General features: G+C 63.1%; 15 protein-coding genes. 11 read left to right on the top strand and 4 right to left on the bottom strand.

Going from position 1 to position 24,082, the window contains the following annotated elements; all coding sequences use genetic code 11:
* Positions 1-5 precede the first annotated feature (5 nt).
* The 3 genes from aceF (at position 6) to msrA (ending at position 5,682) form a co-directional block, all read left to right on the top strand.
* Positions 6-1,958 carry a dihydrolipoyllysine-residue acetyltransferase gene (gene aceF / locus PLD_RS17775; RefSeq protein WP_159894980.1) on the top strand — a complete coding sequence of 651 codons (1,953 nt, stop codon included), beginning with the start codon at positions 6-8 and terminating at the stop codon, positions 1,956-1,958.
* Between the two features lie 308 nt (positions 1,959-2,266).
* A complete protein-coding gene (locus PLD_RS17770) occupies positions 2,267-4,960 on the top strand; it encodes a GGDEF and EAL domain-containing protein (RefSeq protein ID WP_159894978.1) in 2,694 nt (897 codons plus the stop codon).
* Positions 4,961-5,034: 74 nt separating this feature from the next.
* Positions 5,035-5,682, top strand: coding sequence for a peptide-methionine (S)-S-oxide reductase MsrA (msrA, locus tag PLD_RS17765; protein ID WP_159894976.1), 648 nt, complete (start codon positions 5,035-5,037; stop codon positions 5,680-5,682).
* 78 nt (positions 5,683-5,760) lie between these two features.
* Here the strand turns inward: msrA and PLD_RS17760 are convergent, their stop codons facing one another.
* The 3 genes from PLD_RS17760 to eutH form a co-directional block, all read right to left on the bottom strand.
* The gene (locus PLD_RS17760; RefSeq protein WP_159894974.1) at positions 5,761-6,597 is read right to left on the bottom strand and encodes a 23S rRNA (adenine(2030)-N(6))-methyltransferase RlmJ; all 837 of its coding nucleotides are present in this window, start codon (positions 6,595-6,597) and stop codon (positions 5,761-5,763) included.
* A 103-nt stretch (positions 6,598-6,700) separates the two neighbouring features.
* The gene (locus tag PLD_RS17755) at positions 6,701-7,057 is read right to left on the bottom strand and encodes a DUF1937 family protein (protein ID WP_159894972.1); all 357 of its coding nucleotides are present in this window, start codon (positions 7,055-7,057) and stop codon (positions 6,701-6,703) included.
* A gap of 36 nt (positions 7,058-7,093) precedes the next feature.
* Entirely contained in the window at positions 7,094-8,329 is a 1,236-nt protein-coding gene (gene eutH, locus PLD_RS17750) for an ethanolamine utilization protein EutH (protein WP_102862854.1), read from the bottom strand.
* Positions 8,330-8,709: 380 nt separating this feature from the next.
* Here eutH and PLD_RS17745 point away from each other — a divergent pair, with 380 nt between their 5' ends.
* The 6 genes from PLD_RS17745 to PLD_RS17720 all read left to right on the top strand — a co-directional run bounded on the left by PLD_RS17745 (position 8,710) and on the right by PLD_RS17720 (position 15,848).
* Positions 8,710-9,474 carry a DeoR/GlpR family DNA-binding transcription regulator gene (locus PLD_RS17745; RefSeq protein WP_102862853.1) on the top strand — a complete coding sequence of 255 codons (765 nt, stop codon included), beginning with the start codon at positions 8,710-8,712 and terminating at the stop codon, positions 9,472-9,474.
* A gap of 158 nt (positions 9,475-9,632) precedes the next feature.
* A complete protein-coding gene (locus PLD_RS17740; protein ID WP_159894970.1) occupies positions 9,633-11,039 on the top strand; it encodes an NAD(P)/FAD-dependent oxidoreductase in 1,407 nt (468 codons plus the stop codon).
* Entirely contained in the window at positions 11,026-12,258 is a 1,233-nt protein-coding gene (locus tag PLD_RS17735) for an NAD(P)/FAD-dependent oxidoreductase (protein WP_159894968.1), read from the top strand. The genes PLD_RS17740 and PLD_RS17735 overlap by 14 nt, the downstream gene beginning before the upstream one ends.
* A gap of 27 nt (positions 12,259-12,285) precedes the next feature.
* Complete coding sequence (locus PLD_RS17730; RefSeq protein WP_159894966.1) at positions 12,286-13,710, top strand: glycerol kinase; 1,425 nt, start codon at positions 12,286-12,288, stop codon at positions 13,708-13,710.
* 221 nt (positions 13,711-13,931) lie between these two features.
* On the top strand, positions 13,932-15,203 hold the full coding sequence (locus PLD_RS17725) for an O-acetylhomoserine aminocarboxypropyltransferase/cysteine synthase family protein (RefSeq protein WP_159894965.1): 1,272 nt from the start codon (positions 13,932-13,934) through the stop codon (positions 15,201-15,203).
* Between the two features lie 150 nt (positions 15,204-15,353).
* On the top strand, positions 15,354-15,848 hold the full coding sequence (locus PLD_RS17720; RefSeq protein WP_159894963.1) for a DUF2165 family protein: 495 nt from the start codon (positions 15,354-15,356) through the stop codon (positions 15,846-15,848).
* A gap of 225 nt (positions 15,849-16,073) precedes the next feature.
* On the opposite strand, the gene putP is transcribed toward PLD_RS17720, so the two are convergent.
* Complete coding sequence (gene putP, locus PLD_RS17715) at positions 16,074-17,558, bottom strand: sodium/proline symporter PutP (protein WP_159894961.1); 1,485 nt, start codon at positions 17,556-17,558, stop codon at positions 16,074-16,076.
* A 465-nt stretch (positions 17,559-18,023) separates the two neighbouring features.
* Between putP and putA the strand changes: the two genes are divergently transcribed.
* Both putA and PLD_RS17705 read left to right on the top strand, forming a co-directional pair.
* On the top strand, positions 18,024-21,977 hold the full coding sequence (gene putA, locus PLD_RS17710) for a trifunctional transcriptional regulator/proline dehydrogenase/L-glutamate gamma-semialdehyde dehydrogenase (RefSeq protein WP_159894959.1): 3,954 nt from the start codon (positions 18,024-18,026) through the stop codon (positions 21,975-21,977).
* Positions 21,978-22,246: 269 nt separating this feature from the next.
* The gene (locus PLD_RS17705) at positions 22,247-24,049 is read left to right on the top strand and encodes an acyl-CoA dehydrogenase (protein WP_159894957.1); all 1,803 of its coding nucleotides are present in this window, start codon (positions 22,247-22,249) and stop codon (positions 24,047-24,049) included.
* The last annotated feature ends 33 nt before the right edge of the window (positions 24,050-24,082 follow it).

Below are 24,082 nucleotides of genomic sequence, written 5' to 3'. Positions count from 1 at the left end.
TTTCTGTGAGCGAACTCATTCGCGTACCTGACATCGGCAGCGGTGAAGGTGAAGTAATCGAACTGATGGTCAAGGTCGGCGATCGCATCGAAGCCGACCAGAGCATCCTGACCCTCGAGTCAGACAAGGCCAGCATGGAAATCCCTGCGCCGAAAGCCGGCGTGGTCAAGAGCCTGAAAGTTAAGCTGGGCGACCGCCTGAAAGAAGGCGACGAACTGCTGGAGCTGGAAGTCGAAGGCGCCGCGGCTGCGGCCCCGGCACCTGCCGCTGCTGCAGCAAAAGCTGAACAACCTGCCGCGGCTCCAGCAGCGCCAGCAGCGCCAGCCCCTAGCGCTGCGCCAGCCGCAGCCTCGGTGCAGCAAGTGCACGTGCCGGACATCGGCTCGTCGGGCAAGGCGCAGATCATCGAGATCCAGGTCAAGGTCGGCGACACCGTCGAGGCCGATCAGTCGCTGATCACCCTTGAGTCTGATAAAGCCAGCATGGAAATCCCATCGCCGGCCGCTGGCGTGGTCAAGGCCATCAGCGTCAAGCTCAACGACGAAGTCGGCACGGGCGACCTGATTCTGGACCTGGAAGTGGCAGGTGCTGCGGCACCGGCTGCCGCCGCTCCCGCTCAGGCCGCTGCACCAGCCGCTGCGCCTGCTCCTGCGGCAGCACCAGCGGCTCCTGTGGCTGACAGCATCCAGGACATCCATGTTCCGGACATCGGCTCGGCCGGCAAGGCCAAGATCATCGAAGTGCTGGTCAAGGCCGGCGACAGCGTCGTCGCCGACCAGTCGCTGATCACCCTCGAGTCCGACAAGGCGAGCATGGAAATTCCATCGCCGGCCGCTGGCGTGGTGGAAAGCGTTTCCATCAAGCTGGACGATGAAGTCGGCACTGGCGACCTGATCCTCAAGCTGAAAGTCAAAGGCGCGGCCCCGGCCACTGCCCCGACTCAAACCGCTGCTGCACCAAGTACAGCACCTGCCGCTGCCGCTCCGGCAACCGCTGCTCCGGCGGTTGCTGCAGTCGCCGCTCCAGCCAAACCCGGCGCCAAAGTCCATGCTGGCCCTGCTGTGCGTCAACTGGCTCGTGAACTGGGTGTTGAGCTGAGCGCCGTAAGCGCCAGCGGTCCGCACGGTCGCATCCTCAAGGAAGACGTGCAGGTTTACGTCAAAGCGATGATGCAGAAGGCCAAGGAAGCACCAGCCGCTGCAGCAGGCGCAACGGGTGGCGCGGGCATCCCGCCGATTCCGGTCGTCGACTTCAGCCGCTTCGGTGACATCGAAGAAGTACCGATGACCCGCCTGATGCAGGCCGGCGCTGCCAACCTGCACCGCAGTTGGCTGAACGTGCCGCACGTGACGCAGTTCGACTCGGCCGACATCACCGAGCTGGAAGCATTCCGCGTTGCGCAGAAAGCCGTGGCCGAGAAGGCCGGCGTCAAGCTGACCATCCTGCCGCTGCTGCTCAAGTCCTGCGCGCACTTGCTCAAGGAACTGCCGGACTTCAACAGTTCCCTGGCACCAAGTGGTAAAGCGATCATCCGCAAGAAGTACGTGAACATCGGCTTCGCCGTGGACACCCCGGATGGCCTGCTGGTACCGGTGATCAAGAACGTCGATCAGAAGAGCCTGCTGCAGCTGGCCGCCGAAGCCGCTTCCCTGGCGGAAAAAGCCCGAACCAAGAAGCTCTCCGCAGACGAGATGCAAGGCGCCTGCTTCACCATCTCCAGCCTCGGACACATTGGCGGCACCGGTTTCACGCCGATCGTCAATGCGCCGGAAGTGGCGATCCTCGGTGTTTCCAAGGCCACCATCCAGCCTGTCTGGGATGGCAAAGCCTTCCAGCCGAAGCTGATGCTGCCCCTGTCCCTGTCCTACGATCACCGAGTGATCAACGGCGCAGCCGCCGCACGCTTCACCAAGCGTCTGAGCGACCTGCTGGCCGACATCCGTACCATTCTGCTGTAACCGGCGAGCGGCCTGCCCTCATGGGCGGGCCGCTAACGCACCTTTTCCGAGCGCCACGCTCGTACCTCAACCCCGTCAATTTGGCGGGGCTTTTTTTGCCCGGCAGAATCATCGAGCGCTCGCCTCGGCTGAGCGGCAACGGCCGACAAAGTAACTTTTCAGAAATCCCTCAGGCTGCCGATACAGGTTTATAGCACTTAGCCTTCATCTCACTTGTCAGTCGAAGCGCCATGATGCAACCTTGCCATAGGCAACAGTAAAGAGGGCGCGAGCCCGGCGCGATCAGCAATTTCGAAGCGAGTTTCCCCATGAAAAGCCAACCCGATGCCGCGAGCCGTATGGCGGCCGAGGTAGTGACGCAATTGCCTGTGCCCTCGCGGCTGGGAATGTTGCGTTTCGAACGGCTGAATGAAGCGAGCTGGGCGCTGCTGTTTCTCGACCCTAATTGCGAACGTCAGTTCGGCGTGCCTGCCGTCGAACTCTGCGCCCTGATTGGCTCCCCCTATGCCAGCCTGATGGAACCCGAAGCGCGCTACCAGTTGCACGACACCATCCAGCAGCAACTGAGCAACAGCCCCCATTACCTGATCCGCTACACCCTGCACACCGGCCAGGGCCCCTTGAGCATCCTGGAACTGGGCGAAGCCTACAAACAACACAATCGACACCTGTTGCGCGGCTACCTGCTGGTGGTCGATGGCTTGTTCAGCGACACCTCAGCGATGCCAAGCCTGGACTTGGAAACCCAGAACACCCGACTGCAGATCGCTTTGGAACTGAACCAACGCGCCCAGCAGGAGCAGTTGCAACATCTGGAACGGGTACGTGCGCAGCAAGAGCTGATCTTGCTCCTGACCCGCCAGCGCTACAGCGCCAACAACTCGCTGAAGGAAGCCGCCGACCTGATCACTCGCTGCGCCTGCGACATCTACCAGATCGACTGCGCCAGCATCTGGAACCTGGAAGACCAGCAACTGGTACCGATTGCCGCCTACCATCGCGCCCCCCAGGAATACCGTACGCCGGAGTCCATTGACGCCAGCAGCTTTCCCGATTATCTGGAGGCCCTGCACAGCTGCCGCGCCATCGATGCGCAGAACGCCATGCGTGACCCGCGCACCCGAGAAATGGCCGAGAGCCTGCGCCCACGGGACGTCAATGCAATGCTCGACGCCAGCATCCGCATCGATGGACAGGTGGTTGGCGTGTTGTGCCTGGAGCAGACTGGCATGACTCGAGCCTGGCAGTCCGATGAAATAGCCTTCGCCGGCGAGCTGGCCGACCAGTTCGCCCAGGTGATCAACAATCACAACCGGCGCGCTGCCACCAGCGCCCTGAACTTGTTCCAGCGCGCCGTGGAACAAAGCGCCAACGCCTTTCTGCTGGTCAACTGCGACGGCGTCGTGGAGTACGTCAACCCAAGCTTCACCGCGATCACCCAATACAGCACCGAGGAAGTCCACGGCCATCGGTTGTCGGAACTGCCGGCCCTGGAGAACCTCAGCGAGCTACTGTTCGACGCCCCCTCAAGCCTGGCCAAAAGCAACAGCTGGCAAGGCGAATTCAAAAGCCGGCGCAAGAACCTCGAACCCTATTGGGGCCAACTGTCGATCTCCAAGGTCTATGGCGATAATCGCGAACTGACGCACTACATCGGCATCTACGAAGACATCACCCAGACCAAGCTCGCCCAGCAGCGCATCGAGCGCCTGGCCTACACCGACAACCTGACCAATCTGGGCAACCGCCCCGCATTCATCCGCAACCTCGATGAGCGTTTCGCCCGAGACAGCGATACCCCGATCAGCCTGCTGCTGGTGGACATCGACAACTTTAAGCGGATCAACGACAGCCTCGGCCACCAGACTGGCGACAAACTGCTGATCAGCCTGGCCAGACGCCTGCGCAACAGCCTGAGTCCCAGCGGCAGCCTGGCGCGCTTTGCCAGCAACGAATTCGCCGTGCTGCTGGACAACACCGACCTGGAAACCGGCCAACAGATCGCCAGCCAACTGCTGCTGACCCTGGACAAGCCGATGTTCGTCGACAACCAGCTGATCAGCGTCACCGGTTCTGTCGGCCTGGCCTGCGCGCCGCTGCATGGCCGCGATCCCCAGACCCTGATGCGCAACGCCGGCCTGGCCCTGCACAAGGCCAAGGCCAACGGCAAGCACCAGGTGCAGGTGTTCACCGAGGCGCTCAATGCCGAAGCCAGCTACAAGCTGTTCGTCGAAAACAACCTGCGCCGCGCCCTGACGCAAAACGAGCTGGATGTGTTCTACCAGCCCAAGCTGTGCCTGCGCAGTGGCCGCCTGCTGGGCATGGAAGCGCTACTGCGCTGGAATCATCCGGAAAAAGGCATGATTCGCCCGGATCAGTTCATCAGCGTGGCCGAAGAAACCGGCCTGATCATTCCCATCGGCAAATGGATCGCCCGCCAAGCCTGCCGGATGAGCAAACAGCTAACCGCCGCAGGGCTGGGCAACTTGCATGTGGCCATCAACCTGTCACCCAAGCAGTTTTCCGACCCGGACCTGGTGGCCTCGATTGCCAGCATTCTCAAAGAAGAAGAACTGCCCCCTTCATTGCTAGAGCTGGAGCTGACCGAAGGCTTGCTGCTCGAAGCCACCGAGGACACCCACCAACAGCTTGAACAGTTGAAAAAGCTCGGCCTGACCCTGGCCATGGACGACTTCGGCACGGGCTATTCGTCCCTGAGTTACCTGAAGAAATTCCCCATCGATATCATCAAGATCGATCGCAGCTTCATCCATGAGATCCCTGACAACCAGGACGACATGGAAATTACCTCGGCGGTGATTGCCATGGCCCACAACCTGAAAATAAAAGTGGTCGCCGAAGGCATCGAAACCGCCGAGCAACTGGCCTTCCTGCGCCGCCACCGTTGCGACGTCGGTCAGGGCTACCTGTTCGACCGGCCGATCCCCGGCACTGAGCTGATTGCCAAGCTTACGCGCTATCCTCGCGGTCCAATTGCCTGACAGCGCTGTAACACTCGGGCAAACTGCGTGTCTATTCGCTAACTGACTCCCCAACCTGACTGGAGGACCGCCCCATGGTCTTGCGCTCGGAAATTCTGGTGAACAAAAACGTGCTTCCAACCAAAGAACAAGCTTTACCTGGCCGTGAAACCCCCATGACCCTGCCCGCCGAACACTACGTCAACGGCAATCCGCTACTGGGTCCGTTTCCGGGCAATGTGGATTTCGCCATTTTCGGCCTCGGCTGTTTCTGGGGTGCCGAACGGCGCTTCTGGCAACGCGAAGGCGTGTTCAGCACAGTCGTGGGTTATGCCGGCGGCTTTACCCCGAACCCGACCTATGAAGAAGTCTGCTCGGGCCTGACCGGGCACACCGAAGTGGTGCTGGTGGTGTATGAACCGGAAAAAGTCAGCTATCAGGCGTTACTGGCAATGTTCTGGGAACTGCACAACCCGACCCAGGGCATGCGTCAGGGCAATGACATCGGCACCCAGTACCGCTCGGTGATCTACACCACCAACCCAACCCAGCTGGAGCAGGCGCTGCACAGCAGGGATGTGTACCAGGCAGAACTGACCAAAGCCGGCATGGGCGAGATCACCACCGAAATCGCCGAGGCCCCGACCGTCTACTTTGCCGAGGCCTACCACCAGCAGTACCTGGCGAAGAACCCGGAAGGCTATTGCGGGATCGGCGGCACTGGCGTGACCTGCCCAATCTAAAGCAGCTACCAGCGGCAAGCCTCAAGCTGCAAGTGGTTCGTCGCTGACTTGTAGCTTGCCGCTTATAGCCCGTGGCGGCTACTCCGCGATCAACCAGTCCATCTGCCAGCCGCCCTGGGTCTGACCGAGCTTCTTCGACAGCCAGGGCAACAGCTCACGCAACTCCTCTTCCAAGCCCCAAGGCGGATTGGCGATCGCCAGCCCCGAACCATTGAGACTGTTGGGGGTATCCAGCGGATGCACCAGCAACTCCACTCGCAACAACTTCGGCGCCCCGGTGCCGGCCAGGTCCTGGTAGAAGCGCCGCAGGGCCCGCTGATCCTTCACCGGATACCAGATGGCCGCCACGGTCTGGCGCATACGACCGATGGCTTCTTTCAGCGACGCCGCGCAGCGTTGCATTTCGTCGAGTTGCTCAAACGGCGGGTCGATCAGCATCACCGCCCGCTTCTCAGCCACCGGCAAAAGTGCCCGAGCCACGTGCCAGCCCTCACCCAAGTGCACCGCCACCCGGCGATCACCCTTCATGTTGTCCTTGAGCAGCAAGCCGTCTTGGGGATGCTTTTCGTTGAGCAGCACCCGATCCTGGGAGCGGGTCAGGCGCCGCGCCAGTTCCGGCGACCCCGGGTAGTAACGCAGCTCGCCATCGGGGTTCATCTTGTGCAGCACCTGCATGTAGTCGGCGGTCAACGCCGGCAGATCCTGTTCGCCCCACAAACGGGCGATGCCTTCCAGGTACTCGCCGGTACGGCTCGCCTGGTCGCCCTTGAGGTCATACAGACCAATACCGGCGTGGCTGTCGAGGTAGGCGAACGGCTGCTCCTTGCGCGACATCAGGGCGATGAGGCGGGTCAGGGTCAGGTGTTTGAAGACGTCGGCGTGATTGCCGGCGTGGAAGGCGTGACGATAGTTCATGGTTGCTCCTGCGCAGGCGGGCAAGTTTACCTTGTGCGCAGGCTGTCGTCAGTTCGAACGGCGGCCGTACCCGGCGCAGGCGACGATGGGTACGGCCCGGGACTCAGGCAAATTCGTGGCTGACCTCGGACCACAGGCTGACCCGCCGCCCGGACGATTCGAAGACCTCGATCTCGCGCTTGATCCCGCCGCTGTCCTTCCAGCCCGGCAGGTCGAGCACGATCAACTCTTCCATCATCGCCATGTACAACGCATCCACCGGTGCCCAGAGCTTGCCGATGGCAGCGTTGTCCTTGCCGGCCAGGCACAGGTTGATCGGATGGGACATGCTCACCTGGCTGAACACCGCGTGCCCGGTTTCGAGTATCTGCGCCGCAACGCGATTGCACTGAAGAAAACGCTCATTGATGACCTCAGCGTCGGAGTGGCTGTAGGGACAGGCCAGGAAAATCTTGCGCATCGTTACCTCGACTTCAGGGATAGGTGGAGCGGACCCTCAGGTCCGCGCAGGTTGCAGGGCAAAGGCCGCGGCCTGTTCCTGCTCTTGCAGCTCATAACGCTGGGCGGCCGGGACCGAGATACGGATGGCAATCGCCACCGCCAGCAAGCCGCCGAACAGTTTGCCGATGAGCACAGGCAGGATCAGGCTCGGCTGGAAGTTCGCGGTAAACGCCAGGTGATCGCCGATCAGCGCCTGGGCACAGACCCCCAGGGCCACGCACAGCACTTTGTCGCGAGCGGTCATGTGCTTGAACAGGTGGTAGGTGGCGATGATGTTGGCGAACACCATGACAAAGCCCGCAGCACCGGTGCTGGACAGGTTCAACTGGCGTCCCAGCAGCTCCATGGGCTTTTTGCAGTAGCGCTGGAACAGGTAGCAGATGGGGAAGGTGCCGGCGAGCATGATGCCGATGTAACCGGCGATCTCGATGGCCCGGAACAGCTCCTTTTCATCGGCGAACATCGGGTCGAAGCCCCAGCCGCCGAAGTTGATGCTGAAGAACTTGGTGAAGTGCTCGACGATGCTCAGGGCCAGGATCAGCTTGATCGCCGCGTCCATGATCTTGCCGAACACCAGGAAGCCACCGACCATCATGCGCGGCCGGTAGCGCAGCCCTGCCGCCAGCAGGAAGCAGAACACGAACAGCGGCGCCAGCAGCTTGAGCATGTCGACAAACCCCAGGGACAGGTAGTACAGCGCCTCGGAGTTGGTGGAGACGATATCGCGCACCGGCAGTTGGGTAGCGGTGATGATCAGCAGCGACATCAGCACCGCGAAAGGAATACTGATCAACCCGGCCATGGCGCCCAGGGCCAGGTACTTGTGGTCCTTGCGCTCAAGCATGGTCAGGCCCACCGGGATCAGGTAGACGATGGTCGCCCCCGAGGTGTAGCCCACCAGCATCGCGGTGATCCACAGGTCGCGGTTGGCGGTCAGGGCATTGGCCAACTGATAGCCGCCCATGTCCACGGCGATGATCGACAACGCCGCAATCGACACATCCGACCCCAGGGCATTGAAGAACGGCCCCAGCGCATGGGAGATGCCCTGGGACAGGTAGGGAATCGCCACCATGATCCCGGCCTGGGCCAGAAATACCGGACCAATGGAGTGGATACCGTTGACGAACTCCTTACCCAGGCCACTGTCGGGCTTGATGATGGATGACAGGGCGCCGACCACGGCGCCGAGCATGATCAGGTAAATGACGTAGTTTCCAAATTCAGCCATGTGGGTTCATCTCTCTGCGCTTCATTTATAGGTTTCCCCCACCGGGGAGGTTCTTGTTGAGGCCAGCGCTGGTCATCTCATCGCCAAGGCGGGCAATGACCCGGTCTGCAAACACAGGGCATTTCCTGTGCCACAATGTGTATTAGTTGTGGTTTTTACCTGCAAACACTCATTTATCGGTCACAATATCTATCACCAAAGCCTCCATGAGGCGATATAGCCTGGCGAATCGGGTGACCGGTCAAGATTGTTAAACCTGCAGTTAAATGCTTAACTTCGCCATCGAACCTGACCGAATTTGCATACAAATGTGCAAAATGTGTGCGTAAGTAACAAAAACTGCCCATTTGTGTGGCGAAGTACCACTAACGGAAAGCCCCATGCGCCCCAACGAACGACGACAGCAGATTCTCGAACTCCTGCGCCAGCGGGAGCGAATTTCCGTGGAGGAACTGGCCCGCATTACCGCCACCTCCCAGGAAACCATTCGCCGCGACCTCAGCGAACTGGCGGAAAACGGCCTGGTTACCAAGTTCCATGGCGGCGCGGCCCTGCCGCCTACCGGTGAACACGAAAACACCTTCCAGACCCGCATGAACGAACACGCCCAGGAGAAGCGCGCCATTGCTCGCTACGCCGCCGGCCTGTTCTGCGCCGGGGACAGCATCTTTATCGATACCGGGACCACCACCCTGTTCTTCGCCCGGGAACTGGCCCAGCTCACGCGCCTGACGGTCATCACCAACTCACTGCCAATCGCCGGCTGCCTGGGCGAATCCGGTAACCGGGTGTTCATGATCGGTGGCGAATACCGGCCCGACTCGACGCAGAACGTCGGCACCCTGGCCCTGGAGCAGATCACCCGCTTCAACGCCGAACACGCGGTGATCACCATCGGTGCACTGAATGAAGACGGCGCCATGGACTTCTCCATCGAAGAGGCCGAAGTCGCTCGCGCCATGATTGCCCAGGCCCGCCAACTGACCGTAATCGCCGACTCCTCGAAGCTGGAACGCCGTGGTCTGTTCAAGGTATTCCCACTGGAGCGCATCGACCGCCTGGTGATTGATCGCCAGCCCGGCCCGGCACTGCAGGCGGCGTTGGAAAAAGCCGGCGTGGAAGTGCATCTGGTGGCGCAGGCCTGAGCCCGCCCCGGTGTGGCAGGCGGTCGCCCACCGCCTTAAATCCACAAATAACTGACCGATATATGACCGAATAAGAAATAAAAACAACAATCATGGCCCGCAATATGCTTTGATTCCTGCACACGACTTTGGTGTTACCGCAGGAAACAGGCATTTATATGACCGAACTTTATCCGAACAGTGTGACTTTCGATGTAGCCATCGTCGGTGGCGGGGTCGTCGGTTGCGCCATGGCCAGGCGCTTTGCCCTGGAGGGTGCACGGGTGGTGCTGCTGGAAAAGGGCAGCGACATTCTTTCCGGCGCCAGCAAGGCCAACAGCGCCATCCTGCACACCGGCTTCGACGCACCCAGCGGCAGCCTGGAGCTGCAGTGCATGCAGGCCGGGTACCAGGAATACCTGGAGATTCACTCGGCCATGAACTTGCCGCTGCTCAGGAGTGGCGCCCTGGTGGTGGCCTGGAACGCTGAGGATCAGGCCCGCCTGCCGGGGATTCTCGCCCAGGCCCAGGCCAATGGGGTCAATAACGTGCGCCTGCTGGAACGCAGCGAGATCCTCGCCCTGGAACCCCATCTGGCCAATCACGCGGTGGGCGCGGTGCTGGTGCCCGACGAACACCTGATCGACCCCTGGTCCGCGCCCCTGGGCTACCTGCAACAGGCCATGGCCCATGGCGCCCGGGTGCAGTTGCGGTGCGAGGTGCAGCAAGGCCAGTTCGATGGTGATGCCTGGACCCTGCATACCAACCAGGGCACCTTGCGCAGCGCCCAGGTGATCAACTGCGCGGGGCTGTTCGGTGACACCCTGGAGCACAACCTGCTGGGCCACAGCGAATTTCGCATCATGCCGCGCAAGGGCCAGTTCGTGGTCTTCGACAAGGCCGCGGCCAAACTGCTGGAGCGCATCGTCCTGCCGGTGCCCAACGAACGCACCAAAGGCATCGTCCTGACCCGCACCGTCTACGGCAACTTGCTGGTGGGCCCTACCGCCGAAGAACAGGAGGACCGAGTGCATGCCGGGCTCGACGGCCCGACCCTGCAAAGCCTGATCGACGCTGCCGTGGAACGGATTCCCGGCCTCGCCGGAATGCCGGTCACCGCCACCTACGCGGGGCTGCGCCCGGCCAGCGAAAAGAAGGAATACCGGATCCAGGCCGATCACTCCCGCCACTGGATCACCGTCGGCGGCATCCGCTCCACCGGGCTTACCGCCGCTCTGGGCATTGCCCGGCACGTCTACGGGTTGTACAGCCAACGCCGCCAGCATCATCCGGTGCGCGAGCCGGTCTGGCCGCAGATGCCCAACCTCGCGGAGCACTTGCCCCGGGACTGGCAACGCCCCGGCTATGGCGAAATCGTCTGCCATTGCGAACTGGTGACCCGTCGCGAAATCGAGACCGCCTTGCACAGCCCTCTGCCCCCCGGCGATCTGGGCGGGCTCAAGCGTCGCACTCGCGCCTGCATGGGTCGCTGCCAGGGTTTCTATTGCTCGGCCCAGGTCGCCGAACTCAGTGCCAGCCAGCTGGCCGTCCCACTTGCCACAGGTCGTTGCCATGAACAGCACTGAACTCCTTCAGGCCGAAGCGGCCATTATCGGCAGCGGCCCGGCGGGCCTAGCGGCCGCCATTGAACTGCGGCGCCAGGGCATCGGCCCGGTGATTGTGATCGAGCGTGAAAACGAGGCCGGCGGCATTCCCCGGCACTGCGCTCACCCGCCCTTCGGCATGGGTGAATACCAGCGTGTTCTCAGTGGTCCGGCCTACGCCCGACGCAATGTCGAGGCCGCGCTGCAGGCCGGCGTAGTTCTGCTGCTGCGCCATACCGTGGTCGGCCTGGAACCCGGCGGCCTGCTGCGCCTGGCGAGCCCCGACGGGCCGCGGCAGATCCAGGCAAAAAAGGTCCTGATCGCCACCGGCGCCCGGGAAACCCCGCGCTCGGCACGCCTGCTGTCCGGCGACCGCCCGGTGGGCGTGATCAACACCGGAGCGTTGCAGAACTTCCTCTATATGCAGCACCTCAAGCCCTTTGAACGACCGCTGATCGTCGGCACCGAGCTGGTCAGCCTGTCCGCCGTACTCAGTTGCCGGCGCGCAGGAATCCGCCCGGTAGCGGTACTCGAAGCCAACAATCGGGCAACCGCACGCTGGCCGATGTCGCTGTTTCCACGCTTGCTGGGCATTCCCATGCATTTCGGCGCGCAATTGCTGGCGATCAACGGCACCGGCCGGGTGGAATCGGCCCAGGTGCGCCTGGCCGACGGTCAGGTGCGCGAGATTGTCTGCGACGGCGTGCTGCTCACGGGCCAGTTCACCCCTGAGTCGAGCCTGGTGCGCCAGAGCCACCTGCAGCTGGACAGCGGTAGCGGCGGGCCGAAGATCGACCAGTACGGGCGCTGCTCGGACCCGGCCTACTTCGCCGCCGGCAACCTGCTGCGACCGATCGAGACCGCCGGCTGGTCCTACCGTGAAGGGCGGCGTATCGGCAGCCTGATGGCACTGGCCCTGTGCAACCAGCTACCCGCTCCCCATGACGCGCTGACCCTGAAATACGCAGCCCCGATCAAGCTCGGCGTACCGGGCCGGCTGGTGCGCGGCGAGCTCGCGGGCCTGCGGCACATCCAACTGCGGGTCAGCCGGGCGGTCAGCGGCACCTTGCGGGTCCGCGCCCAAGGCCTGGAGCTCTGGAGCCGCCCGGTCTCGACACTGCCGGAACGGCGCCTGCTGATTCCCCTCAAGGAACTGCAACTGCCGGAACACCTTGACCAACTGGACATCTGCATCGACTAGGCCCGTCCCACAACAAGAGAAAAGACCATGCGAATAGCCGCACTTGACCAGGGCACCACCAGCACCCGCGTACTGGTTGTGGACATGCAAGGCCGTGCCGACATCCAACTGGCGCTGCGCCACCAGCAGCATCACCCTCGTCCGGGCTGGGTCGAGCACGACCCGCTGGAACTGCTGGCCAACCTGCAACGCTGCCTGGAAGCCACCGGCCGGGTCGACGCCATCGGTTTGGCCAATCAGGGCGAAAGCTGCTTGGCCTGGGACGCCATCAGTGGCGCACCGCTGTCTCCGGTGATCGTCTGGCAGGACAACCGCAGCGCCGCACGCATCGAGGAACTGCGGGCTAACGGAGCCGAAGCCCTGACCCTGGAGCGGGCCGGATTGCCTCTGGACGCCTATTTTTCCGCCAGCAAGCTGGCCTGGATCGTAGAGAACCTGCCGGCGGCACAAGCAGCCCTGAGTGCCGGCCGCCTGCGCCTGGGCACCACCGATGCCTACTTCCTCGACCGCCTGGCCGGGGTCTATGCCACCGACATCACCACCGCCTCGCGCACCTCGCTGATGAACCTCGCCACCGGCCAGTGGGACCCGCAGTTGTGTGCACTGTTCGGCGTCCCGCTAGAGGCCCTGCCACCGATCCGCGCCACGGTCGGCAACTTCGGGCGCATCGGCCAGACGCCCATCAGCGCCTCGGTGGTGGACCAGCAAGCCTCGCTCTACGGCCACGGTTGCCGGCAGCCGGGGGACGCCAAGATCACCTTCGGCACCGGCGCCTTCGCCCTGACCGTCACTGGCGATCAGATCATCCGCGCACCGGAAAAAGGCCTGCTGGCCACCATCGCCTGGCAGGTCGATGGCCAGCCGGTGTATGCCATGGACGGCGGCGTGTACGACGCCAGCGCCGCGGTGGAGTGGGCCGGGCGGCTGGGCCTGTTCAGCGACTTCTCGGAGCTGGCGGCCTTCGATCAGCCACCGGCCATTTCCCGGGAACTGGCCTTTGTCCCGGCGTTGTCGGGGCTGGCCTGCCCGCACTGGGACCGCAGCGCCGGGGCGGTGTGGATCGGCATGAACGCCGCCACCAGCCGCCAAGACCTGTGCCAGGCGGTCCTGGAAGGCGTGGCCCTGCGCAGCGCCGAAGTGATCACCGCGATGGACGATCACCTGCGCGTCACCGACCAGCTGTCGATCGACGGCGGGCTGGCCCGCAGCCCGTATTTCGCCCAGTTCCTCGCCGATATCCTGCAACGCACCATCGTCACCCAGCGTTTCGACGAACTCACCGCCCTGGGCTGCGCCGCCCTGGCTGCCCGTGGCCTGGGTCTGGAGCTGCCGGAGTTGGACAACACCCGCACCCACTACCAACCCCGTATCGACCGGACCACGGCCGACGCCTGGCGCCGCACCTTCAGCGCCGCCGTCAGCCGCTCCCAGGGCTGGTCCCAGCCGCGCTGAAACCGCCATTGGCCAAGGACGGCCGCCCCGTTCCCGGCAAGCCTGCGCCCCCTTGCCCATCCGCCGCGCCTATTGGACACTGACGCGCCCGCTCGCGGCCAAGCGGCGGGCACCTCAAGCGGTTGCTGGCGACTCAGACACACGGGACCACTGACTGCTGCGCGGGCACACGACCTGCCTGGCTGTGCTCATAAAACGGATTGCTACTGAGTCGAGGCTTTATGAAAGACGCAACGATTGCCCTGCACCACGGATTCAAGTCAGACCCGACCACCAAGGCCGTGGCCGTGCCCATCTATCAGAACGTCGCTTTCGAGTTCGACAACGCCCAGCACGGTGCCGATCTGTTCAACCTCGATGTACCCGGTAACATCTACACCCGCATCATGAACCCCACCAACGATGTGCTGGAGCAGCGCATGGCCGCCCTGGAAGGCGGCATCGCCGGGCTGGCGGTGGCCGCCGGCAGCGCCGCGATCCACTACGCGATCCAGACCCTGACCCAGGCTGGCGACAACGTTGTTTCCACCCCGCAACTGTATGGCGGCACCTACACCCTGTTCGCCCACCTGCTGCCCAGCTTCGGGGTCGAGGTGCGCTTCGCCCGGGACGATTCGCCCGCAGCCATCGCCGAGTTGATCGACGACAAGACCAAGCTGGTGTACTGCGAAAGCATCGGCAACCCGGCGGGCAACATCGTCGACATCGAAGGCCTGGCCCAGGCCGCCCACGCCCGCAACGTGCCGCTGATGGTGGACAACACCGTGGCCACGCCGATCCTGTGCAAGCCGATCCAGTTCGGTGCCGACATCGTGGTGCACTCGGTGACCAAGTACGTCGGCGGTCACGGCAACTCCCTGGGCGGAGTGATCGTCGACAGCGGCAACTTCCCCTGGGCCGAACATCCGCAGAAATTCGCCAGCCTCAATACCCCGGAGCCGGCCTACCACGGTGTGGTCTATACCGAAAAATTCGGTCCGGCGGCGTTTATCGCCCGAGCCCGCACCGTGCCGCTGCGCAACACCGGCGCGGCGCTGGCCCCCATGAACGCCTTCCTCCTGCTGCAAGGCCTGGAAACCCTGGCCCTGCGCATGGAGCGCCACACCGACAACGCCCTCAAGGTGGCGCAGTTCCTCAAGGAACACCCGCTGGTGGCCTGGGTCAGCTACGCCGGCCTGCCCGACCACCCGCACCACGCACTGGCGTGCAAGTACATGCAGGGCAAACCGTCGGCGATCCTCTCCTTCGGTCTCAAGGGCGGTTACGCCGCGGGCGTGCGCTTCTATGACGCGCTGCAGATCTTCAAGCGCCTGGTGAACATCGGCGACGCCAAGTCCCTGGCCTGCCACCCGGCCTCCACCACCCACCGACAGATGAACCAGGAAGAGCAGGCCAAGGCCGGGGTCAAGCCGGAGATGATCCGCCTTTCGGTGGGCATCGAAGCCATCGAAGACCTGCTCGAAGACCTTGACCAGGCGTTGAAACAAGCCTGACTCCCAAGCTGGGTCGCCAGCCGTCGGCCGCGACCCACTGCTCCCCGGGCCCGGGCCATCGAGGCCTGGGTCATGCAAACCGCGTTGGCACCAACGCTTTCCCCAACCATCAGCCCCCAGGATCATTTCTCACCCTAAAAGGACCCCAACATGATTGTGCGTTACGTAAAAATCACCATGACCCTGGCGGTAGCCGCCTTCGCTTTGCTGGTGGCCTACAACAACATCAGCGACTACGGCTCCAACTTCGCCTTCGTCCAGCATGTACTGAGCATGGACAACGTGTTTCCCGGCAACACCGCCACCGAGCGCGCGCTGACCCAACCGTTGCTGTGGAATGCCGGTTACTGGCTGATCATTGGCGGCGAAGCCCTGACCGGCGTGCTGCTGGTCTTCGGGGCATTGCGCCTGTGGCTGGCACGGCACGGTGTCGCCAGCTACTTCAATCGCTCCAAGAGCTGGGCCATTGCCGGCTTCTGCCTGGGCTTTTGCGTGTGGTTCTTCGGCTTCATGGTGGTGGGCGGTGAGTGGTTCATGATGTGGCAGTCACCGACCTGGAATGGCCAGGACGCGGCGTTCAAGTTCTACATGGCGATCCTTGGCGTGTTGATCTTCCTCAACCAGCCCGACGCCGAACTGCACTGACCCTTAGCCGCAGCCGAGCCGTGGCTGCGCGAAAGCCTACAAGGCCTTGTTTGGTGCTCTGCAGACGCCCCTTTGGCGTCCTTGCGAGCGCCGCGACCGCTGCGTCGGAGTGCCACCCCGCTCGTTCGCAGCCTTCGGCAGCGGCTATACGAACCTCAAAAAAACGGCCCGCTGCGGTAACGCAGCGGGCCGTTGTTCAACGCCCTAGGAATCAGGGGCGTTCACTCACTGATTGAACTTGAAATCTTTCTCGGCCGCTTCAAAACGCTGAATCATGCCAGCGGTCGGTGCGCCCATCTTACTCACCAGCAGGATCGCCACGCTGGCAAAGAGGAAGCCCGGGATGATTTCGTACAGACCCAGCAGGGCGAAGTGCTTCCACAGGATCACGGTAACCGCACCGACGATGATGCCAGCCAGCGCGCCGTCGCGGGTCATGCCTTTCCACATCACCGAGATCAACACCACAGGACCGAAGGCGGCGCCGAAACCGGCCCAAGCGTAGCTCACCAGACCCAGAACGCGGTTGTCCGGGTTGGCCGCCATGGCAATGGCGATCAGCGCCACCGCCAGCACCATGGCGCGACCGACCCACACCAGCTCGCGCTGGGAGGCGTGTTTACGCAAGAAGGCTTTATAGAAGTCTTCGGTCAGGGCGCTGGAGCACACCAGCAATTGGCAGCTCAAGGTGCTCATCACGGCCGCCAGAATGGCCGACAGCAGCACGCCAGCAACCCATGGATTGAACAGCAGCTTGGCCAGCTCAATGAATACCCGCTCAGGGTTTTCAGTCACCGGACCGGCCACTTCAGGGTGCGCCGAGAAGTAGGCGATACCGAAGAAGCCCACAGCCACGGTGCCACCCAGGCACAGGATCATCCAGGTCATGGAGATGCGACGCGCCTTGGCGATCGACTTGACCGAGTCTGCAGCCATGAAACGCGCCAGGATGTGTGGCTGGCCGAAGTACCCCAGGCCCCAGCCCATCAGCGAGATCACGCCGATGAAGGAGGCATTCTTGAACATGTCGAAGCTGGTAGGGTCCTTGGCCGCGATGGCCAGGAAGGTGGTGTCGACACCGCCGGTGGCCAGCAGCACGATGATCGGCGTCAGCAGCAAGGCGAAAATCATCAACGTGGCTTGTACGGTATCAGTCCAGCTCACCGCTAGAAAACCACCGATAAAGGTGTAAGCAATGGTCGCCAGCGCGCCAGCCCACAACGCCGTCTCATAAGACATGCCGAAGGTGCTTTCGAACAGACGGGCACCGGCGACGATGCCAGAAGCGCAGTAGATGGTGAAGAACACCAGGATGACCACCGCAGAGATGATCCGCAGCAGGCCGCTTTTATCTTCGAAACGGCTGGAGAAGTAGTCCGGCAGAGTCAGTGCATCACCGTTGTGCTCAGTCTGTACCCGCAGGCGTCCGGCAACGAACAGCCAGTTCAGGTAAGCACCGATGACCAGGCCGATGGCGATCCAGCTCTCAGACAGGCCGGACATGTAGATGGCGCCCGGCAGGCCCATCAACAGCCAGCCGCTCATGTCGGAAGCGCCGGCGGAAAGCGCGGTAACCACGCTGCCCAGGCTGCGACCACCGAGAATATAGTCAGACAGGTTGTTGGTGGAGCGATAGGCCATGAAGCCGATCAGCACCATTGCTGCGATGTAGATCACGAAGGTGATCAAGGTTGGATTGCTTGCACTCATTGAGTTCGCCCTGGCTTTGTTTTTATGTAGCGGCGGTTAGCACAACCGCCACCCAGCCATTACAGTTTGGGAGACGATTCGGTATTCCGCACATTTTATGACCAATGTTTCCCCAGGAAAGCCATTGGCCGGTGAACGGACTCGCGAACGACCGGTTGCACCTTGGGCGCGAATCCTATTCAACAAATTGAATAAGGTGCAACCAGTTTCACCCAATTAAGTTGCACCTTGTCGCATTTACCGACGACAGCAACTTTTTTGCTCCTTTTTGGAGCAAAAAAACCACCTGACAGAATTAAATGCACCAAGTCGATACAAGCGCCAGGAGGCGGTCTTTAACTTCCTGACGAGTTGCCGGTTTTTCCGCGCAAAAATGGGTTGCACCCGGTTGCACCTATTTCAGCGCACGGATAATCTTGCCGCCAGCTGATGCCACACGTGCGTGGCAAACATGAGGATAAAAATATGGCTACCACCACCCTTGGGGTCAAACTCGACGACCCAACCCGCGAGCGCCTCAAAGCCGCCGCGACCTCGATCGATCGTACGCCGCACTGGCTGATCAAGCAGGCGATTTTCAATTACCTGGAAAAACTCGAGGGTGGTGCAACCCTGACCGAGCTGAGCAGTGCCACCGCCAAAGACGGCGACGATGCTGGCGAGGTGCAGACTGATCACGCGCACCAGTGCTTCCTCGAATTCGCCGAGAGCATCCTCCCGCAATCGGTGCTGCGCGCCTCGATCACCGCCGCCTACCGCCGCCCAGAACCAGAAGTGGTGCCGATGCTGCTGGAGCAGGCGCGCCTGCCGGCCGAAACGGCCGAAGCCGCCAACAAGCTGGCCGCCTCGATCGCCGAAAAACTGCGCAACCAGAAGAGCGCCGGCGGCCGTGCCGGTATCGTTCAGGGCCTGCTGCAGGAGTTCTCCCTGTCGTCCCAGGAAGGCGTGGCGCTGATGTGCCTGGCCGAAGCCCTGTTGCGTATCCCGGACAAAGGTACCCGTGACGCGCTGATCCGCGACAAGATCAGCAACGGCAACTGGCAACCACACCTGGGCAACAGCCCGTCGCTGTTCGTCAACGCCGCCACCTGGGGACTGCTGCTCACCGGCAAGCTGGTATCGACCCACAACGAGGCAGGACTGACGTCTTCGCTGAGCCGCATCATCGGCAAAAGCGGCGAGCCGATGATCCGCAAGGGCGTGGACATGGCCATGCGCCTGATGGGCGAGCAGTTCGTCACCGGCGAGACCATCGCCGAAGCCCTGGCCAATGCCAGCAAGTTTGAAAGCAAAGGCTTCCGCTATTCCTACGACATGCTCGGCGAAGCCGCACTGACCGAGCATGACGCACAGAAATACCTGGCGTCCTACGAGCAAGCCATCCATTCCATTGGCAAGGCTTCCCACGGTCGTGGCATCTATGAAGGCCCGGGCATCTCCATCAAGCTGTCGGCCCTGCACCCGCGTTACAGCCGCGCCCAGTACGAACGCGTCATGGAAGAGCTGTACCCGCGCCTGCTGTCGCTGACCCTGCTGGCCAAGCAATACGACATCGGCCTGAACATCGACGCCGAGGAAGCGGACCGCCTGGAGCTGTCCCTGGACCTGCTGGAGCGCCTGTGCTTCGAGCCGCAGTTGAGCGGCTGGAACGGCATCGGCTTCGTGATCCAGGCCTACCAGAAGCGCTGCCCGTATGTGATCGACTACGTGATCGATCTGGCCCGCCGCAGCCGTCACCGCCTGATGATCCGCCTGGTGAAGGGCGCCTACTGGGACAGCGAGATCAAGCGCGCCCAGGTCGAGGGCCTGGAAGGCTACCCGGTCTACACCCGCAAGGTGTACACCGACGTGTCGTACATCGCTTGCGCACGCAAACTGCTGTCGGTGCCGGAAGTCATCTACCCGCAGTTCGCCACCCACAACGCCCACACCCTGTCGGCGATCTACCACATTGCCGGTCAGAACTATTACCCCGGCCAGTACGAGTTCCAGTGCCTGCACGGCATGGGCGAACCGCTGTACGAGCAAGTGGTGGGCAAGGTCGCCGATGGCAAGCTGAACCGTCCGTGCCGCGTGTACGCACCGGTCGGCACCCACGAGACCCTGCTGGCCTACCTGGTTCGTCGACTGCTGGAAAACGGCGCCAATACCTCCTTCGTCAACCGCATTGCCGACCAGTCGATCTCGATTCAAGAGTTGGTAGCCGACCCGGTGACCCAGATCGAGCAGATGGCCACCCTGGAAGGCGGCTTCGGTCTGCCGCACCCGCGCATTCCGTTGCCGCGTGACCTGTATGGCGCCGAGCGCGCCAACTCCGCCGGCATCGACATGGCCAACGAACACCGCCTGGCGTCGTTGTCCTGCGCCCTGCTGGCCACCGCTCACAACCACTGGAAAGCCGCGCCGATGCTCGGTTGCGCCGCCAGCAGCGAAACCCCGGCACCGGTCCTCAACCCGTCGGATCATCGCGATGTGGTCGGTCACGTCCAGGAAGCCACGGTCGAAGACGTCGACAACGCCATCCAGTGCGCGCTGAACGCCGCGCCGATCTGGCAGGCCACACCGCCGGCCGAACGCGCCGCGATCCTGGAACGCGCCGCCGACCTGATGGAAGGCGAGATCCAGCCGCTGATGGGCCTGCTGGCCCGCGAGGCCGGCAAGACCTTCGCCAACGCCATCGCCGAAGTGCGTGAAGCCGTGGACTTCCTGCGCTACTACGCGGTGCAGGCCCGCAATGATTTCAGCAACGACGCCCACCGTCCGCTGGGTCCTGTGGTGTGCATCAGCCCGTGGAACTTCCCGCTGGCGATCTTCAGTGGCCAGGTGGCCGCCGCCCTGGCCGCCGGCAACCCGGTACTGGCCAAGCCGGCCGAACAGACGCCGCTGGTAGCGGCTCAAGCCGTGCGCCTGCTGCTGGAAGCCGGGATTCCCGAAGGCGTGCTGCAACTGCTGCCGGGCCAGGGCGAAAGCGTCGGTGCCCGCCTGGTGGGTGACGAGCGCGTCAAAGGTGTGATGTTCACCGGTTCCACCGAAGTCGCGCGCCTGCTGCAACGCAATATCGCCGGGCGCCTGGACAACCAGGGTCGGCCGATCCCGCTGATCGCCGAGACCGGTGGCCAGAACGCCATGATCGTCGATTCCTCGGCCCTGACCGAACAAGTGGTCATCGACGTGGTGTCCTCGGCATTCGACAGTGCCGGTCAGCGCTGCTCGGCCCTGCGTGTGCTGTGCCTGCAGGAAGATTCCGCCGACCGCGTGGTCGAAATGCTCAAGGGCGCCATGGCCGAAAACCGCCTGGGCAACCCGGAGCGCCTGTCGGTGGACATCGGCCCGGTGATCGACGCCGAAGCCAAGGCCGGCATCGAGAAGCACATCCAGGCCATGCGCGACAAAGGTCGCAGCGTGTACCAGATGGCCATTGCCGACAGCGAAGAGTGCAAGCGCGGCACCTTTGTCATGCCGACCCTGATCGAGCTGGAAAGCTTCGATGAGCTGCAGCGCGAGATCTTCGGCCCGGTGCTGCACGTGGTGCGCTACAAGCGCAAGGACATCGACCAGTTGATCGCCCAGATCAACGCCTCCGGCTATGGCCTGACCCTGGGTGTGCACACCCGGATCGACGAGACCATCGCCAAGGTGGTGGACAACGTCAACGCCGGTAACGTCTACGTCAACCGCAACATCGTCGGTGCCGTGGTCGGCGTGCAGCCGTTCGGCGGCGAAGGCCTGTCGGGCACTGGCCCGAAAGCCGGTGGCCCGCTGTACCTGTACCGCTTGCTGTCGACCCGTCCAGTGGATGCCATCGAGCAATCCTTCGCCCGCGCCGATGCCGAGAACGCCCCGGACCTGCGCCTGCGCGAAGTCTTCAGCAAGCCGCTCAATGCCCTGCAAGCCTGGGCCGAGAGCAACAAGCTGGCGGAACTGGCGGGCCTGTGCAAACAGTTTGCCGGCCAGTCGCAAAGCGGCATCACCCGGCAACTGACCGGCCCGACTGGCGAACGCAACAGCTACGCCATCCTGCCCCGCGAGCACGTGCTGTGCCTGGCGGAGGTCGAGGGCGACCTGCTGACTCAACTGGCGGCCGTACTGGCCGTCGGCGGTTCGGCGGTGTGGCCGGAAAGCGACCTCAGCAAGGCGTTGTTCGCCCGCCTGCCGAAGGACGTGCAAGCACGCATCCAGCGCGTGGCCGATTGGACCAAGGACGAAGTGGTATTCGACGCGGTCCTGCATCACGGCGACTCTGACCAACTGCGCGGCGTCTGCCAGCAGGTCGCTCAGCGTGCCGGTGCCATCGTCGGCGTCCAGGGCCTGTCCCAGGGCGAAACCGCAATTGCCCTGGAACGCCTGGTGATCGAGCGCGCCTTGAGCGTCAACACCGCAGCGGCCGGCGGCAACGCCAGCCTGATGACCATCGGCTGAAGCCGATAGTCAGCGGCATGGAACAGAGCGCCCTCACCGGCGCTCTTTTTTTGCCCGATGCAATTTCCCTCTGCCGCAGACTGCGACCGGCCGCAACGGCCGTAGCGATTTCATCGCCGCCGAAGTCCCCGCGGGACTTATCGAAGCCTTCGGCAGCGGCTACAGGGGCTGTGTCTGTTTGGCATCTTTATCACCCACATCAATCTTGCTATCCAACCTTTATTCACACGCCTAGACTCGGTCACTCCCTAACCAACAGGTATGCCGCCATGTCCGAGACGTTGCTCAGTTCCCGCAATCTGGCCTTTGAACTGTATGAGGTACTCGACGCCGAGGGCCTGACCCAGCGCGAGCGGTTTGCCGAGCACAACCGTGAAACCTTCGACGCCGCCCTGGGCACGGCCCGTAGCATCGCCGAGAAGCTCTTCGCCCCGCACAACCGCAAGGGTGATGAAAATGAGCCTCGCTATGAAGACGGCCAGGCGATCCTGATCCCCGAGGTCAAACCCGCAGTGGACGCCTTTCTCGAGGCCGGTTTCCTGAATGCAACCCGCAGCTTCGAGGCCGGCGGCATGCAGTTGCCGACCCTGCTGTCCCAAGCCTGCTTCGCCCACTTCCAGGCGGCCAACGCCGCCACCACCTCGTATCCATTCCTGACCATGGGCGCGGCCAACCTGATCGAAAGCTTCGGCACCGAGGAGCAGAAACAGCGCTTCCTGCAACCGATGATCGACGGTCGCTTCTTCGGCACCATGGCCCTGACCGAGCCCCATGCCGGGTCGTCGCTGTCAGACATCCGCACCCGCGCCGAGCCCGCCGGTGATGGCAGCTACCGGCTCAAGGGCAACAAGATCTTCATTTCCGGCGGCGACCACCCGCTGTCAGAGAACATCGTGCACATGGTCCTGGCCAAGCTGCCGGACGCACCGCCCGGGGTGAAAGGCATTTCGCTGTTTATCGTGCCCAAGTTCCTGGTCAACGACGACGGCAGCCTGGGGCCACGCAACGATGTGCTGCTGGCCGGGCTGTTTCACAAGATGGGCTGGCGCGGCACCACCTCCACGGCGCTGAACTTCGGCGACAACGGCCATTGCGTGGGGTATCTGGTGGGCCAGCCTCATCACGGCCTGAGCTACATGTTCCAGATGATGAATGAGGCGCGGATCGGCGTCGGCATGGGCGCAGTGATGCTCGGCTACGCCGGCTACCTGTATTCCCTGGAGTACGCCCGCGAACGCCCCCAAGGTCGTCTGCCGGACAGCAAGGACCCGACCACTGCACCGGTTGCCATCATCCAGCACGCCGATGTGCGGCGCATGCTGCTGACCCAGAAGGCCTACGTCGAAGGCGCCTTCGACCTGGGGCTGTACGCGGCGCGGCTGTTCGACGACACCACCACCCTGGCCGACGAGGCCGGGCGCCAGCAGGCCCACGAACTGCTGGACCTGCTGACCCCGATCGTCAAATCCTGGCCGTCGGCGTTCTGCCTCAAGGCCAACGAGCTGGCAATCCAGATTCTCGGCGGCCACGGCTACACCCGGGAATACCCGGTGGAGCAGTACTACCGCGACAACCGCCTGAACCCGATCCACGAAGGCACCCACGGCATCCAGTCCCTCGACCTGCTGGGGCGCAAGCTGGCGCAGAACGGCGGCGCCGGGCTCAAGCGCCTGATCCGCCTGATCGCCGAGACGGGCGAACGGGCCCGCGCCCACGCATCACTGGACGCCCTGCGCCTGCCCCTGGAACAACTGGTCACGCGCCTGCAGAGCGTGACCTTGGGTCTGCTGGGGGACCTGGCTGCGGGCAAGATTACCCCGACCCTGGCCAACTCGGCGCTGTACCTCAAGGCCTTCGGTCATGCAGTGATCGGCTGGCGCTGGCTGGAGCAGGCCATCAGGGCCGAAGAAGGGCTGGCGCGGGGCAATGCGGCGGATCAGGATTTCTATCACGGCAAGCTACAGGCCGCGCGCTACTTTCTGACCTGGGAAGTGCCTGGGTGCCAGCACGAGCTGACGCTGCTGGAAGCCCGAGACGATACCTGTCTGGGGATGCAAGACGCTTGGTTTTGAGCAAGCAGGGCCTTGGCCAGCAAGCCGGCGAAG

Origin of the sequence: Pseudomonas sp. LD120, from assembly GCF_009861525.1 — a bacterium.
In the GTDB taxonomy this organism is placed as follows: Bacteria; Pseudomonadota; Gammaproteobacteria; order Pseudomonadales; family Pseudomonadaceae; genus Aquipseudomonas.
Note: the sequence above shows the minus strand (reverse complement) of the source record. Positions and strands in the feature narration are given on the sequence as shown.